Origin of the sequence: Alsobacter metallidurans (assembly GCF_014636935.1) — a bacterium.
In the GTDB taxonomy this organism is placed as follows: Bacteria; Pseudomonadota; Alphaproteobacteria; order Rhizobiales; family Beijerinckiaceae; genus Alsobacter; species Alsobacter metallidurans.
Window position 1 is genome coordinate 1,701,813 of record NZ_BMES01000002.1, and the last position, 14,488, is coordinate 1,716,300.

12 protein-coding genes and 1 pseudogene are annotated in these 14,488 nt (G+C 68.4%); 5 read left to right on the forward strand and 8 right to left on the reverse strand.

Annotated features, from left to right (window positions below; all coding sequences use genetic code 11):
• Positions 1-293: 293 nt before the first annotated feature.
• The gene (locus IEV99_RS18370; protein ID WP_188519168.1) at positions 294-2,429 is read left to right on the forward strand and encodes a methyl-accepting chemotaxis protein; all 2,136 of its coding nucleotides are present in this window, start codon (positions 294-296) and stop codon (positions 2,427-2,429) included.
• A gap of 46 nt (positions 2,430-2,475) precedes the next feature.
• Here the strand turns inward: IEV99_RS18370 and IEV99_RS18375 are convergent, their stop codons facing one another.
• Entirely contained in the window at positions 2,476-5,193 is a 2,718-nt protein-coding gene (locus tag IEV99_RS18375) for an ATP-binding protein (protein ID WP_308469380.1), read from the reverse strand.
• Positions 5,194-5,432: 239 nt separating this feature from the next.
• Here IEV99_RS18375 and IEV99_RS18380 point away from each other — a divergent pair, with 239 nt between their 5' ends.
• Together IEV99_RS18380 and IEV99_RS18385 are read left to right on the forward strand one after the other, a co-directional pair.
• Positions 5,433-5,957, forward strand: a complete 525-nt coding sequence (locus IEV99_RS18380) for a hypothetical protein (RefSeq protein ID WP_188519169.1) — start codon at positions 5,433-5,435, stop codon at positions 5,955-5,957.
• 304 nt (positions 5,958-6,261) lie between these two features.
• Positions 6,262-6,666: a group II truncated hemoglobin gene (locus IEV99_RS18385; protein WP_188519170.1), complete on the forward strand. Its 405-nt coding sequence runs from the start codon at positions 6,262-6,264 to the stop codon at positions 6,664-6,666.
• Here the strand turns inward: IEV99_RS18385 and IEV99_RS18390 are convergent.
• Together IEV99_RS18390 and IEV99_RS18395 are read right to left on the reverse strand one after the other, a co-directional pair.
• The gene (locus tag IEV99_RS18390; RefSeq protein ID WP_188519171.1) at positions 6,656-7,348 is read right to left on the reverse strand and encodes a class I SAM-dependent methyltransferase; all 693 of its coding nucleotides are present in this window, start codon (positions 7,346-7,348) and stop codon (positions 6,656-6,658) included. The genes IEV99_RS18385 and IEV99_RS18390 overlap by 11 nt on opposite strands.
• 98 nt (positions 7,349-7,446) lie before the next feature.
• Positions 7,447-7,803, reverse strand: a pseudogene (locus IEV99_RS18395) (response regulator transcription factor); the annotation flags it as partial.
• 254 nt (positions 7,804-8,057) lie between these two features.
• Between IEV99_RS18395 and IEV99_RS18400 the strand changes: the two are divergent.
• Positions 8,058-8,297 (forward strand): hypothetical protein, encoded by a 240-nt coding sequence (locus IEV99_RS18400; RefSeq protein ID WP_188519173.1) that lies wholly within the window; start codon positions 8,058-8,060, stop codon positions 8,295-8,297.
• Positions 8,298-8,314: 17 nt separating this feature from the next.
• On the opposite strand, the gene IEV99_RS18405 is transcribed toward IEV99_RS18400, so the two are convergent.
• Complete coding sequence (locus tag IEV99_RS18405) at positions 8,315-9,484, reverse strand: dipeptidase (RefSeq protein WP_188519174.1); 1,170 nt, start codon at positions 9,482-9,484, stop codon at positions 8,315-8,317.
• 100 nt (positions 9,485-9,584) lie between these two features.
• On the opposite strand from IEV99_RS18405, the gene IEV99_RS18410 reads away from it, so the two are divergent.
• Positions 9,585-9,983 carry a response regulator gene (locus tag IEV99_RS18410; RefSeq protein WP_188519175.1) on the forward strand — a complete coding sequence of 133 codons (399 nt, stop codon included), beginning with the start codon at positions 9,585-9,587 and terminating at the stop codon, positions 9,981-9,983.
• On the opposite strand, the gene IEV99_RS18415 is transcribed toward IEV99_RS18410, so the two are convergent.
• The 4 genes from IEV99_RS18415 to IEV99_RS18430 are packed head-to-tail and all read right to left on the reverse strand — an operon-like array spanning position 9,980 to position 14,254.
• Positions 9,980-11,011, reverse strand: a complete 1,032-nt coding sequence (locus IEV99_RS18415) for a sensor histidine kinase (RefSeq protein WP_188519176.1) — start codon at positions 11,009-11,011, stop codon at positions 9,980-9,982. The two genes, IEV99_RS18410 and IEV99_RS18415, sit on opposite strands and share 4 nt — an antisense overlap.
• Before the next feature lie 3 nt (positions 11,012-11,014).
• Positions 11,015-11,482, reverse strand: a complete 468-nt coding sequence (locus IEV99_RS18420; RefSeq protein ID WP_188519177.1) for a response regulator — start codon at positions 11,480-11,482, stop codon at positions 11,015-11,017.
• Positions 11,482-13,701, reverse strand: coding sequence for an ATP-binding protein (locus IEV99_RS18425; RefSeq protein WP_188519178.1), 2,220 nt, complete (start codon positions 13,699-13,701; stop codon positions 11,482-11,484). The genes IEV99_RS18420 and IEV99_RS18425 overlap by 1 nt, the downstream gene beginning before the upstream one ends.
• Positions 13,694-14,254 (reverse strand): biliverdin-producing heme oxygenase, encoded by a 561-nt coding sequence (locus IEV99_RS18430; protein ID WP_188519179.1) that lies wholly within the window; start codon positions 14,252-14,254, stop codon positions 13,694-13,696. Before IEV99_RS18430 ends, IEV99_RS18425 begins: the two co-directional genes overlap by 8 nt.
• Positions 14,255-14,488: the final 234 nt, after the last annotated feature.

A 14,488-nucleotide genomic window follows, 5' to 3' on the forward strand; every position in this document is an offset into this window, starting at 1 on the left:
GACCCGGCCATCCACGCGGGAGCCCAGCGCGTGGATCCCCGGGTCAAACCCGGGGATGACGGTGGAGGGATGCCTGTGTCGTCTCTCGAGACAGCAAGCGATCAGGTTCCGCGACCTTTCCAGCCGTAGTAGCAGGCAATCGGCGACTATCAACTCAAGGTTGTGAGCGTGAACGTAAAATAGGCGACTGCCTGAAACATGGACTTACGGCTCCTCGACCAAAGTCTGCATCCGCAAAGCTTTGTTCATTCCTTCCGGCCTATGAAAAACAGGTGTTTTGGCCGGAGCCCGCCATGACGTTGTCCTTCAGCAAGATTTCGATTTCCGCGCGCATGACAATTTTGAGCTGCGCATCGATCCTGGGTTTGCTGGTGGTCGGCGGGGTTTATGTTGACGGAAGTCGGCGCGTTGCGGCGGCGTTCGATGAAGCGCAGCGATTTTCGGCTATTCGCCAGCAGGCGCAGTTGTTCGGAATCGCGCAGACCGACCTGAAGAGCATCAGCCGCGACCTGCGTTTCCGGCGCGACGACGTCGACGTGGAGCAGTTCGGCGCGGCGCTGAAGCGCTCCGAGGCTGTCGCAACGGCGTGGCGTGAACTGCCCATGGCCGAGCGCTACGACGCGGAACTGAAGGCCGCCAAGCAGCACGGAGAGACTCTGGCCGCGCAATTCGCGGCTTTGCAGAAGCTCAAGACGGAGATCGGCGCAGAAGGGTTCGACGGCCGGGCCGCGGCGGTGGCGGAAGCAGGCGACAAATTCACCAGCAGCCTTCGCGGCGCGGTGGACGACGCCGATGCGGTGATGACCGAGCGCATCCTCCAGTCGCTCGCCACCATGAAGGCCGCGCGCTCCGAATACCGGCGCTCCACCGACAACAGCCAGCTCGGAGCCTTTGAGGCCAGCAAGAGCCGGATCGAACGCGCCATCGGCAAGCTGACCGTGCCGTGGTCGAAGCAGGCCGAACTGGCCACCGAGCTCGACGCCTATGGAGAGGCCTTCACGGCCTGGAGCACGGCCGAAAACGAGTTCGTCCAGGCCGCCGAGAAACTCAGCGGCGCGTTCGACGTGGTCGGCCCGATGCTGGCCGACCTCGACCAGAAGGCCGCCGCGGACGGGGACGCCGCCGCCCAGCGCTTGGCGGCCGCCCAGGGCTTTACCCAGGCCGTGATCCTGGCCGCCATCCTGGCCGGCGTGCTGGTCGGCCTGTTGTCGGCCGTTATCATGACCCGCACGACCTCCCGGCCGCTTGCGCGGCTGCGCGACGCCATGCTGGCGCTCGCCGGGGGCGCCAGGGACGTCGAGGCTCCCGGGGCGGATCGCGGCGACGAAATCGGCCAGATGGCCCAGGCGGTGCTCACCTTCCGGCAGGCCGCGATCGACCGCGAACGCCTGGAGCGCGAAGCGCAGGACGAACGCCGCATGTCGGAAGGCGAGCGCCTCGCGCGAGAAGCCGAAACCCGCCGCAACGAGGCCGAGCGCGCCGCCGCGAGCCGCGAGCAGGCCGACGTGGTCCACGTTCTGGCCGCAGCCCTGAAGGGCCTCTCAACCGGCGACCTCACGGTCCAAATCGACGCCCCCTTCCCGCCCGATTACGAAGCGCTCCGGCACGATTTCAACGAGGCGGCGCAGCAGATGCGCGCGGCCATGGGCGAGGTGCTGGCGACCGCGGGCGCCATCCGGGCGCATGTGGGCGAGCTCGCGGGCGCGTCGGACGACCTCGCGCAGCGCACGCAGACGCAGGCGGCCTCGCTCGACCTCGCGGGCGCCCGCGCGCGAGAGCTCGCCGCCTCCGTGCGCGCCTCCGCGCACGCCTCCGCGGACGCGGCCCAGGCCGCGCGCAAAGCCATGTCCGTCGCCGAGACGGGCGGGGGCGTGGTGGTGCAGGCGGTGGATGCGATGGAGCGGATCGAGGGCGCGTCCAAGCGCATCAGCGAGATCACCACGCTGATCGACGACATCGCGTTCCAGACCAACCTGCTGGCGCTGAACGCCGCCGTGGAGGCTGCCCGGGCTGGCGACGCCGGCAAGGGCTTCGCGGTGGTGGCGTCGGAAGTCCGGACGCTGGCCCAGCGGGCGGGCGCCTCCTCGCGCGACATCAGCGGCCTGATCGCGACCTCGTCGGCCGAGATCGCGCAGGGCGCCGCCCTGGTGCGCTCCACCGGGGAGGCGCTGTCGCAGATCGTCTCGGCCGCCCGCCAGGTTGCGGGCGACGTCGACGGCATCTCGACCGCGGCCGCCGACCAGATGCAGCGCATCGCCGCCATGGGCGACGCCGTGTCCGAGATGGAGCAGGTCACGCAGCAGGACGCCGCGCTGGCGGAAGAAAGCGCCGCCTCGGCCGCCACCCTCACCGAGGAAGTCGAGCGCCTCAACGCGCTGATCGGCGAGTTCCAGCTCGAAACGATCCCCCAAGCTCGCCGGGCCGCGTGAGCCAGCCGTTCGGCGGGCCTGGGCCGGCGGCTTCGGCCGCTTCGCGCTAGCCGCGGCCCTTCAGCACCGCCGCCACCTTGGCGGCGAGGCTGGTCGCCGTGAACGGCTTGGTGAGAAGCTGGACGCCCTCGTCCAGCCGGCCGTGATGCACGATGGCGTTGCGCGTGTAGCCGGTGGTGAACAGCACCTTCAGGTCGGGCCGGCGGCCCAGGGCCTCTTTGGCGACCATGCGGCCGTTCATGGGCCCGGTCAGGATCACGTCGGTGAACAGCAGGTCGATCTCCGGATGGGCGTCGAACAGCGCCAGCCCGCTCGGGCCGTCCTCGGCCGCGAGCACGCGGTAGCCTGCATCCTCCAGCGCCGCGACCGAAAAGTTGCGCACCAGCATCTCGTCCTCGACCACCAGGATCGTCTCGCCTGCGCCCAGGGCGACCTCGGCCGCGTTCTGGGGCTCCGGCAGGCTCGCCCGCTCGCCAACTGCGCGGTAGCGCGGCAGGTAGATCTTGACCGTGGTGCCCTGCCCGGGCTCCGAGTAGATCGCCGTATGGCCGTTGGACTGTTTGGCGAAGCCATAGACCTGCGACAGGCCCAGCCCCGTCCCCTTGCCGATCGCCTTGGTGGTGTAGAAAGGCTCGAACGCCTTGGCCACCACGTCCGCCGCCATGCCCGCGCCGGTGTCGCAGACCGCGATCATCACATACTGCCCGGGCGCGATCTCCTCGCGGCCCGCCATATAGCTTTCGTCGAGGTGGGAGTTCACGGTCTCGATGGTCAGCTTGCCGCCGTCCGGCATGGCGTCCCGAGCGTTCACGGCGAGGTTCAGCACGGCGTTCTCGAGCTGGTTCGGGTCCGCATGCGTGCGCCACAGCCCGCCCGCCAGAACGGTCTCGATGGCGATGTTCTCGCCCAGCGTGCGCTCCAGCAGGTCCGACATCCCGGCCACCAGCCTGTTCACGTCCACGGGCTCGGGCGCGAGCGGCTGCTGGCGCGAGAAGGCGAGCAGGCGCTGCGTCAGCGCGGCGGCGCGGTCGGCGCCCTCCACCGCCTGGCCGAGCAGGCGCTTGGCCCGCGCGTCCTCGCCCGGGGCGAGGCAGCGGCCAAGCATGTCGAGATTGCCGGTCACCACCGTGAGCAGGTTGTTGAAGTCGTGCGCGACGCCGCCCGTGAGGCGCCCGAGCGCCTCCATCTTCTGCGACTGGCGCAGCTGCTCTTCGGCGCGTTGTCGGCTCGCCGCCTCGGCGACAAGCTGGGCGTTGGCGGATTCCAGCTCCCGCGTGCGCGCCTGCACGAGCTGCTCCAGCGTCTCGTTGAGCGAACGCTTGGCCTCCTCCACCTCGAACTCGCGCGTGCGGTCTCGCAGGATCTTGAGGAACCCCGACGGCGCCCCGCCCTCCCCGCCGCGCATCGGCAGCAGCGCTCCGGTCGCAAAGAAGCGCTCGCCGTCCCGCCGCACCATCCAGCGGTCGTCCGACGCCCGGCCGTCGGCCAGCGCCTGTCCGAGTTCCCTATCGGGCACGGACGCGGCGCGGTCCTCCGGCGTGAAGATGATGCGGAAATGCCGGCCGGTCGCCTCGGCGGCGGTCCAACCCAGCACGGCCTCCGCGCCGACGTTCCAGGTGCGGATGACTCCGGTGAGATCCGTGCTGATGATGGCCGAGTCGGTGGCGCTTTCCAGGATCAGGCGCAGCTGGCCCTCGCTCTCGCGCAGCTCCCGGGTGCGTTCCGCGATGGTGCGCTCGAGACTCACATTCACGGCCGCGAGGTCGGTCTGCGCCTGCTCGAGCGCCTGCTTGCCCTTGGCCTCCCGGCCGGCCTGGCGGAAGCCGAGGATGCTGAGCGCCCCGAAAGCCAGCCACGCCGTGGCCGCATACACGCCGTAGATGGTGACGCGATCGCGCCAGGCGGCGTGGAGCGCGGCTTCGGAAACGGTGACGGACACATAGACGGGCTTGTCGCCGACGCGGCGATAAGCGCCGAACCGCAACGTGCCGTCGGCGCCTTGATACTCGCCCATCACGCCGGCTTCGGGGCTGGCCGAGATGGCGGCCTGCATGACGGAAGGCGGCTGCGCCCCCACGTATTCGGCGATCGCCGGATAGCGATCCAGGACGTCGAGCGAGGGCGCCCGCCGGAGCGTGACCCGCGCGTCGTAGGGCAGCGGGATCTGCTTCCAGTAGTCGCCGAAGTAACTGAGCTCGGCGGTGGCCGACACCATGCCGGCAAAACCGCCGTCCGGTCGGCTGAGCCGGCGAGCCAGCAGGAATGTCGGCTGGCCCGTGACCCGCCCGAGGATGCGCTCGCCGATAAACAGCGCGTCGCCTCCGGACGCAAGCGCCTTGAAGGCGTCGCGATCCGCGGCGTTCGAGTAGGGCGCCGGCATCGCGAACGTGGTGAACCGCAAGAGGCCGGCTGCGTCGTTGAGCCAGATGTCCTCCACATAGGGCAGCGCGCTCGTGAGCGCCTTGAGCTGCTCGAAGAGGGCCTTGTCGCCCTCGAGGCTCGCGAGTTCGCGCTGGCCAACCGCCGCCGTGGCGCTGCGCAGAGCGACGTCCACCACCTCGATCAGGCGACCGGCATGGTCGGACAGCAGGAAGGCCTGGCTTTGCAGTTCGCCAATGGCGTCGCGCCGCATCTGGCGGCGAAGTTCGGTCGCGAGAAGCAGAAATGAGATGAGGATCAGGGCGAGCCCGAACAGCCCCATGACCCCGGTGATGGAGCCGAGCGTCGCGGATTTCCGCGAGCTGTTCGCGTTGCCTGTCCCCATGGCCCCAATGTTCTGTTGAGCTGCGGCCCAGATACCGCCAACGAAGCCGTACCATTCGAGTCAGCCCGTGCGGCTGAGGCGAAAGTTCCACATTTGTACGCGGCTGTCGATCGGCGGATCGGCCCCAGGAAGACGTGAGGAATCTTGATTAATTTTTATTAACTTACAAATCCAAGGCAGAGGCTTGTCCGTACACGATCAATGGAATCAAAAGCCTTGAAAGTGAGGGAGATGCTGCGGTGGAGCGAAAAAACCCTCCCGGACAAGCGAATTTTGCGTCGGCCGCCCAGGCCGACCAGCGTGAGCGATCGATAGCAACAGTTGCGGCCCTGCTGGCCAACTCCATTCCGGATGCGTTTTCGGGCGTTGCGCGCAATCCGCCCAACGAAATCGCATTTGTTCTCGACCGGGATTTCTCCGCTCTGGAGCAGCGGCGGTTTCTTGATCTCGCGGCCACGGTGATACGCAGGCTCGCCGAGAGAGGCGGGCGCGCGCCCATCAACTGGAACGCAATGGGGCTCGTCGGCATTGCGGGTCTGGAGGCCCCAATGTCGAACAAGCCCTCAGCCGCTGACGAGCGGGCGAACAATCCGGAACAGCGACCCGACAAGCCATCCTTCACGCCGCCCCTGGACGTGGATCCAATGGAGGGCGGCGGCGTGGTTCCGGGCGGCCCTCCGGGCGAAACCTTCGGCAGCACCGCCACGACACCCCCCTCCGAGGCCGAACAGAACGAGCGCGCCGGCCACCGCCCGAATCCGTAACAGGCGGTATGGCGCGACGCTTCGCGTGGTTGCACAGCCGTCCAGGCTCGCCCTCGACGCCTCAACGCCTCGACGTCATTGCGAGCCGGAGGCGAAGCAATCCAGTCTAAAGGCCCGGCCATGAGACTGGATTGCTTCGCTGCGCTCGCAATGACGGGAGGGTGGGTCAGGCGCCGCAGCAACTCCATTTCGATGCAATGACCGGAGGGTGGCCCGGGCGCGTCGTGTCGACCTGAAAAGCGAGCGCGCTCACATCCCCCTGAGCGGCATTGTTTGGCCAACGGGGCTGCGCTATGGCGGGCGCATGGCGACCACCAAACCTCTCTACGACCTCATCGGCGGAGAGCCCGTCGTGCGGGCGCTGACGCGACGCTTCTACGAGCTGATGGACAGCCTGCCTGAGGCGGCGGCCTGCAGGGCGGTTCATCCGGCCAGCCTGGACGGCAGCGAGGCGAAGCTGTTCGACTATCTCACAGGCTGGCTCGGCGGGCCGCCGATCTACGTGCAGAAGAACGGTCCGCCCATGCTGCGCGCCCGACACCTGCATGCGCCGATCGGGCATGACGAGATCGAGGGCTGGCTCGCCTGCTTCCGCCAGGCCTGGGCCGAGACGGTCCCGAACGAGGCCGCGACCGCGGTCGTGATGCCGCGCGTCCAGGCGTTGGCCCGCCACATGGGCAACCGACCCGACGGGGCGGTCAGACCCTGAGGTCGTCCGGCCGCACCTCGAACACGCTGGATCCCGTCCAGGCGCGCCAGTGCCGCTCGGGCAGGTTGATCTCGCGCAGCCGCTCCGGGCTGAAGCGCTCGGTGACGTCGTAGCGCGCCGGCGTGCGGAAGATCATCCCGATCGTGTCGGGGATGAACGCGTCGCCGAAGCGGCGCACATGGATCATCGGGCCGAAACGCTCGATCATCTGCGCCTCGGGCAGGTCGACGAGCTCCTCCGTGAACGGCCCCGGCAGGATCGGCATCGTGAACAGCATCACGCCGCCGGGCGCGAGAGCCTGCGCGAGGCGGATCAGCGGAACCGAATAGCTGCAGCGGATGTGCTCCAGCACGTGGTTGTGCACGATCAGGTCGTAGTGGCCGCGGGGCAGGTCGAACACGTCGGCGCACAGGTCGAACCGCCGCACCCCGAGCCCCGGATATTTCTCCGGCTCGATATCGACGGCGTCATATTGGTCGCCGCCGATTGGACGCAGCAGGGCCGCAAGGCCACGTTCCGGTGCGAAATGCAGGATGCGCGAGCCTGCCGCGGGGCGAATGCGCTCCTGGATGTGCAGCCCCACCAAACGCGTCCGCTCCAGCGAGCCGCAGGAGGCGCAGCGAACCTGCGGGCGCTTCGGCATGTCGGTGAAGCGGTCGCCGCCGCACAGGTTGCAGTGCATTCAGAAAGCCTCGGAGAAAGGGAAAGGCGCAGCAGCCTCGATCAGGCGACCTGCCGGGGCGCAGCCGCGAAGGGCGCGGACCCGGCCGCGACGCCCACGCGCCGCAGCACCGCGCGGATGCGGGCCAGCAACTCCCGCAAATCATAGGGCTTCACGACGTAATCGTCCGCGCCGAGTTCAAGGCCGACGACGCGATCGATGTCGCCGCCATGCGCGCTCGCGAAGATGATGCCGGCTTCGCCCTGCTCCATCACCCAGCGCGCCAGCGAAAGCCCGTCCTCGCCCGGCATCGAGATGTCCAGCACAGCGACGTCGATCGTCTCCCGGCCGACGATGTTGCGAAAGGCTGCGCCATCGCGGGCGGCCAGCACCCTGAAGCCGTGTGCGGTCAAATATTCGGCCACGGCGTCGAGCAGATCGGCCTCGTCCTCGGCGATCGCGATCGTGGCTGTCATGCGCCGGCCCCTCGTGCCTGGATAGCGGCGAGAGCCTAGCACTCGGTCCGTTTGGTCACAATCGACGGTTCGCCACCTCCCTTTGGGGGAACGGCTTGGGCTCCGCTAAGCCCAAGCCGGGGCCGGGCGGAAAATTGTCGCTCCTTTCGGCGAAGTTTCAGGAACAAGTCTCTGGCATCAACGTTGATGAACGAGCCGGGCCACGCCGACGCGAACGCGCAGCCCGAGAAGACGACAGACGAGGGGGACGATCCATGCCGCATCTGAACGCCCGCGCCATCGAGATCGACCCTGAGGGCATGGACCGCCTGCGCCGCGTGATCGCTTCGGCGGCGGGCGGCGCGATCGCGTATGACCCTGACGCCTTCGCGCTTGATGGCGACCACCGCGCGGTGGCCCGTCCCCAGCCCGCGAGCCGGATCGCCCGCAGCCTGTTCGGCGCGGCGCGGGCGCAGCGGATCTACGCTGAGCCCAACGCGCTCGTCTGGGCCTGAGCCCCTCCTCCCGCTGACTAGCTGAAGTCCTCTATCCGCCCGACGCGCGGCGGTTCGCTCGCCCGCAGCCTGCGCCCGGTCGCCTCCACCTTGCGAAACACGCGCAGGAAGTTGAGGCCCGAGATGCCCGCGATCGCATCATCCGACCAGCCTCGCCGGATCAACTCGGCGAGCAGGTGCGGGAAGCGGCTGACATTTTCCAGCCCGACCGGAACTCTCCCGCCGTAGAAGTCCGACCCGATGCCGAGGTGATTCGGGCCGGTGCGCTGCGCGATGTACTGGATGTGGTCGCATAGCTGCTCCAGCGTCGCCGGCGGGATGGCGCCCGTGCGGCGGCTGGGGGCCGAGACCGCCTGCGCGTCCTCCACCGGAGGGGCCTTGCCGTAGGGGTCGCTCAGCGGCTTGAAGTGATCCCGGACGTCCTGGCTGATGAAGGTGGGCACGAAGGTCGCCATCACGAGCGCGCCGTTCGGCTTCACGAGATCGAGCACGTCATCCGGCACGTTGCGCGGGTGGTCGCACAGCGCGAACGCGTTGGAGTGGCTGAACACCACCGGAGCGCGCGACAGGCCAAGAACCTGCCGCATGACGCTGGGCGCCACATGGGCGAGATCCACGATCACGCCCAGCCGATTGAGCTCCAGCACGACGGCTTCGCCGAAGCGCGTCAGGCCGCCATGCCGGGAGGCGTCGGTGGCGCTGTCCACCCAGTCCAGCGTCTCGTTGTGGCAGAGCGTCATCAGGCGCATGCCGGCCGCACGCCAGATCCGCAGGGGCGACAGGCTATTTTCGAGCCCCACGCCGCCCTCCACGGTGAGAAACGACGCGATCTTGCCGAGCCTCTTCGCCCGCAGGATGTCGGAAGCGCGCCGCGCCGGCAGGAACACGTCCGGGTAGCGCTCTTCCATCTGCAGGATGACGTCGAGCACTTCCATCACGGTGCGGCCCGGATGCGGGCTGTGGGTGGGAATGAAGGCGGCCCAGAACTGGGCGCTCAGCTTGCCTTCCTTGAGGCGGGGGATGTCGGTGTCATGGTCCTGGTGCGCGCGGGACGGGTCCCATTTGCCAACGTCGCCGCGCGCGTCGCGATCGGCCCGGATCACGTAAGGCAGGTCATTGTGGCCATCCACCAGGGGGATGCGCTCGAGCAGGTCGAACGCATGGGCGAGGGCGCGATCTTTGGACATGGTATCTCCCGTGGGGCCTCTCCGGCGCCGCTAGGCTGCGGCCTGGACTTTTCTGCGTCCACCCCCGGAACTTGCAGCCCGGCCTTGCGTTATGGGGACCATGAACGATTTCTCCGGTTTGCGGGTCCTCGTTGTCGAGGACGAACTCCTGGTTGCGCTCGCACTGGAGGACATACTGAACGATATGGGATGCGAGATCGTCGGTCCCTTTTCGCATCTCGAAGAGGCCGAGGCCCAGGCGCGCAGCGCCGAGCTCGACGCCGCGATCCTGGACGTGAACGTGCGCGGCCGGCTGATATACCCCGTCGCCGAGATCCTCGGCGAGCGTGGGGTGCCGGTGCTGTTTTGCAGCGGCTATGCGGACACCCCGGTGTTGCCCGCGCCCTTTCGCTCACTTCCACAGGTCGCCAAGCCCTATGACGAGGCCGCGCTGCGGCGCGCGATGGAGAGCGCTTTCGGCGAAGCCTGCCGGACGCGTGACGCCTCGCCGGCCAGCTAGGCCTGCAGCGCGATGTCGCGCTGCTCGGGCGTGAGCGGAAACTGCAGCACGCACACCACGCCGGTCTCCGGAAAATCCAGCGACACCGTTCCGCCCAGCTCGAAACCGACGCTGCGCTGAATCAGCGTGGAGCCGAAGCCGCGCTTCAGCGGCTCCTTCACGGGCGGTCCGTCCTGCTCGCGCCAGGTCAGGCGCAGGTGGTCGTCGCCGTCGCGCTGCTCGATCGCCCAGTCCACGAAGATGCGCCCGCCGTCGGAGGCCAGCGCGCCGTACTTTGCCGCGTTGGTGGCGAGTTCGTGGATGATCAGGTTGACCGTCAACGCATGCTGGGGCGGCAGCCGCACCGGCTCGCCTTGCAGGATGACGTGGCGGCCGTCGCCGCGCCGGAACGCCTTCAGGGCGTCGGAGAGCAGTTCCTCCAGGTCCATGTCGCCCCAGTTGGCGCGCAGCAGCAGCGAATGCGCGCCCGCCAGCGCATGCATGCGGCCCAGAAAGGCGGTCTCGAACGTCTTAAGGCTGTCGCTTCGGCGCATTGTCTGCTGGGCAATCGAGATCACCGTCATGAGGGTGTTCTTCACCCGGTGGCTGAGCTCGGCCACCAGCAGCCGCGTCCGCTCCTCGGCGCGCCGACGCTGGTTCTGCGCCTCGCTTTCGCGCAGCGCGCGTTGCACGGCCGGTCCCAGCCGCTCCAGGCGCGGCTTCAGCACGTAGTCGGTGGCGCCCTGCTTCAGCGACTCGATCGCGATCTCCTCGCCCAGCACGCCCGACACGAAGATGAACGGCGCATTGGGGGCCAGCTCGCGGGCGAGCGACAGCGCCGCCATGCCGTCGAAGCGCGGCAGCGAGAAGTCGGAGAGGATCAGGTCGTAGCCGCCGCGCATCAGCTCGGTCGTGAAAGCCTCGCGTTCCTCCACCCGCTTGATGGTGAACTGCAGGCCGCTGCGGCGCAGATGCATGGTCGCCAGATCGGCGTCGAGCTCGCTGTCCTCGACCAGGAGGATGGCCACCGTCCCGTTGTTGCTCGCCACGCGTTATTCCTCGCCCATCCGGGGTTTGCTGGTTCCCGGAGGCGGCGGCTCGTTGAGGATGGCCCAGAACATTCCAAGCTCCTGGATGGCTTTGAAGAACTCCTGGAAATCAACGGGCTTCACGACGAATGCGTTCACGCCGAGCTGGTAGCTGCGCACCAGATCCCGCTCCTCTCGCGAAGACGTGAGCATCACCACGGGCACCGGGCGCAGGTCGGGATCGGTCTTGATCTTCTCGAGCACCTCGAGCCCGTCGATCTTGGGCAGCTTGAGGTCGAGCAGCACCACCGCGGGTTCGCCGCGCTCACGCTCCGAGAAGGCGCCGCGCGCATACAGGAAGTCGAGCGCCTCGGCGCCGTCGCGCACGACGATCACCTCGTTGGCGAGCTGGCACTTGGCGAGCGCCGCCAGGGTCAGCTCGACGTCGCGCGAGCTGTCCTCCACCAGGAGGATGGGTCTGAGTTCGGCCATCAGCGGCCCTCCGAATTCGGCAAAGCAAAAAAGAACGCAGCGCCCTGGTCGAGCGCCGACTCGGCCCACACGCGGCCGCCGTGGCGCTCAACCATCCGCCGCACATTGGCGAGCCCGATGCCGGTGCCCTCGAACTCTTCGGCCCGGTGCAGGCGCTGGAACACGCCGAAGAGCTTGCCCACATAGGCCATGTCGAAGCCGACGCCGTTGTCGCGCACGAGATACACGGTTTCGCGGCCCCGCCGCTCGGCCCGGATCTCGATCACGATGCGCTCGCGCTTGGCCGAGTATTTCACCGCGTTCGAGATCAGGTTCTGCCAGACCTGGCGCAACAGGCTCGGGTCGCCCAGCGTCGGCGGCAGCTTGTCGACGCGCCAGTCGATGCTCTTGCCCTCAGTCTCGGGCATGAGCAGGCGGCGCACCTCCTCGACGAGCTTGTTCATGTCGACCCGCACGGGATGCAGCGTCACGCGCCCGGCTTGCGAGAAGCTCAGGAGGTCGTCCACCAGCCGGCCGGCCGAGAACGCCGACTGGATGATGGTCTCCAGGTAGTGCGAGGCCTTGTCGTCGAACTTATCGCCGTCGCGCTCGCGCAGCAGCTCGGCGTAGCCGACGATGTGGCGGAACGGCGCGCGCAGGTCGTGCGACACCGAATACGAGAACGCCTCCAGCTCCTTGTTGGATTTCTCCAGCTCGCCGGAAATCTCCGCCATCTGCTCGGCCTTGCGCAGCACGATGTCGATCAGCGCCGTGCGCAAGCCCCGGACGGCGTCGATCTCCGGCCTGGACCACGGCGTCGCGGTCTGGCTGACGGTTTCCTTCCAGGCCGCGAAGGATGTGCGCGGCGACAACCGGCCGGTCACCGGCTCGCGGCTCTTCACCGGCTCGCCCGCCCACGTGACGGTGCGCACCACCTCGGGGCGGAACCACATCACGTAGCTTGGGTGGATCTGCGAGATCGAGATCGCCGCGAGGCCGCTGGCCTTGTCGGTGATCGCCGCGGCCTCGGGCATGTCGCGCACCAGCGAATCCGTGGCGTAGAACCCATCCTCGACAAGGTCGGCCAGCTTGTCCGCGACCATCCGGATCGCGTCCTCGTCCGGCGCGTCGCCGACCAGGCGGACGTCGAACTCCGAAACCACCGCCGCGCCGGTCGCGCCCGCCAGCGCAAGCAGGCGCTCGCCGTCCTGCACGAGCCCGTCCAGAAACTGGTGCGACACCGCCATGTTGGTGAGCAGCCGCGCGTGCACGGCCTGCAGCCGCACCCGCTCGGCGGCTTCCGCATAGAGGCTCAGGCCCGCCAGCCGCATCGCGGCGAGCTGGCCGATGAAGTCGCAGGCCGCCCGCACCGGCTGCGGCGCGCGCCGGCTTTCCGCGCTGTGGCAGGAGATGAGGCCCCACAAACGGCCATTGACGACGATCGAAATCGACATCGAGGCCGCCGTGCCCATGTTGCGCATGTATTCGAGATGCACCGGCGAGACGCTGCGCAGCACCGAGTAGGACAAATCGAGACTGGCCGGCGAATCCACGTCTGGCGCCCGCAACAGCGGCTGGGGCTCGTAGTTCGCGCTCGGGATCTGCCGGACGCGGTTGAGCCGGTAAAGCTCGCGCGCCTGGGCGGGAATGTCCGAGGCCGGAAACCGCAGCCCCAGATAGGACGGCAGCACGCCGTTGGAGCTCTCGCCCAGCACTTCGCCGCTCCACTGCGCGTCGAAGCGGTACACGAGCGCACGGTCGAACCCCGTCACGCGCCGGACCGCATCTGCGACCCTTTGGGCGATTGCGTCGCTGTCGGCGCAATCCTGCAGATCCTGCGCGAGCTTGCGCACGTCCGAATAGGCGGCCTCGAGCCGGACGTTAGCGCCGTGGGCGGCCTCCTCGAATTCCAGCACGGCCAGGCCGTCGGCCTGGTGCAGCACCGGATGGTAGTCGACGCCCGCGACCCGGACGACGCGCGAAGCCGCGAAGCCGTCCGCGCTCGCGAGACCGGACGCGATTTCGCCGCCCGCATCCGCCAGCAGGTCCGGCAACGCGCGGCCGAGCGCCTCGTCCAACGGGCACGTGAGCACCCGCCCCGCATTGGCGCTGGCTTGCGCGATGCGCCAGTCGCCGGGCGTCAGCGCAAACAGCACGCCATGCGGCTGGATGCTGCCCGGCGTGCGGATGGGCTCCACCGCGCAGCTGTCGAGCATCGGATCGGTCAGCGGCTCACCCATGCGCGACCGCCTTTCCTGGCGCGAGCCATCGGTGCAGGATTTCAAAGGTCTGGAGCGCAGCCGCCACCACGGCGGCGTCGGTCTGCGGCGTCGAGATCCCGGCCAGCGCCGCCCGGAACGCACGCCAGCGTTCCGCTGCGTCCCGACCGTAGTTCTCGAAATAACGCGCACCGGGACCGCTGACGCCTAGCGTCCGCCTGACATGCGCGGCGATCACCAAACCGCCCATGGTCGAGCCCTCCAGAACGTAGAGCGACCCCATGGCCTGCGCCCGCGTGGCGAACCGCTCAACCCGCGGCGCCCCCGCGAGGGGCTCGACGCCGAGAGCCTCGAGGTCCTGATCCAGAAGGTGGAGCTTGCGCCGAGGTCCGAAGAAGCACTCGTCGCCGATCGCCTCGGCGACGGCCGGCTCCCATACGCGGAAAAACGCCTGGTAACGCGCCAGCAGGGCCGAGTAGTTGGCTCGGGACAGATTTGGCCGCAGAAGATCGAGATCCGCCTCGATCCGGTCATGCGCAGCACGCGTTTCGGTTTTCAGTCTGTCCAGCAACATCTCGGCCTGAATCCAGGTCAGTCGCCGGCGCGCGACAGCGGCGACGCGGCGGCTGTCCGCGCGGTCCGGAAAAATGAACGCCAGACGTGCTGTACGGTTCCGCGCCCATGGCGCAAAACACGGGTGTCGGCTCGCGCGCCAGAGCGCACGCGCCGAACGGGGTCCCAGAGCATCGGGGGGAAAGCTCCTTGGCCGGATGCCCAAGCTTATATTACAGCCGAAACGCACGTCCAG

Bases quoted from the DNA above. Each gene is read 5' to 3' on its own strand.
- IEV99_RS18420 (WP_188519177.1), bottom strand. From the start codon at position 11,482: ATGGCCGAACTCAGACCCATCCTCCTGGTGGAGGACAGCTCGCGCGAC.
- IEV99_RS18385 (WP_188519170.1), top strand. From the start codon at position 6,262: ATGGCGACCACCAAACCTCTCTACGACCTCATCGGCGGAGAGCCCGTC.
- IEV99_RS18425 (WP_188519178.1), bottom strand. From the start codon at position 13,701: ATGGGTGAGCCGCTGACCGATCCGATGCTCGACAGCTGCGCGGTGGAG.
- IEV99_RS18430 (WP_188519179.1), bottom strand. From the start codon at position 14,254: ATGTTGCTGGACAGACTGAAAACCGAAACGCGTGCTGCGCATGACCGG.
- IEV99_RS18400 (WP_188519173.1), top strand. From the start codon at position 8,058: ATGCCGCATCTGAACGCCCGCGCCATCGAGATCGACCCTGAGGGCATG.
- IEV99_RS18390 (WP_188519171.1), bottom strand. From the start codon at position 7,348: ATGCACTGCAACCTGTGCGGCGGCGACCGCTTCACCGACATGCCGAAG.
- IEV99_RS18410 (WP_188519175.1), top strand. From the start codon at position 9,585: ATGAACGATTTCTCCGGTTTGCGGGTCCTCGTTGTCGAGGACGAACTC.
- IEV99_RS18375 (WP_308469380.1), bottom strand. From the start codon at position 5,193: ATGGGGACAGGCAACGCGAACAGCTCGCGGAAATCCGCGACGCTCGGC.
- IEV99_RS18370 (WP_188519168.1), top strand. From the start codon at position 294: ATGACGTTGTCCTTCAGCAAGATTTCGATTTCCGCGCGCATGACAATT.
- IEV99_RS18405 (WP_188519174.1), bottom strand. From the start codon at position 9,484: ATGTCCAAAGATCGCGCCCTCGCCCATGCGTTCGACCTGCTCGAGCGC.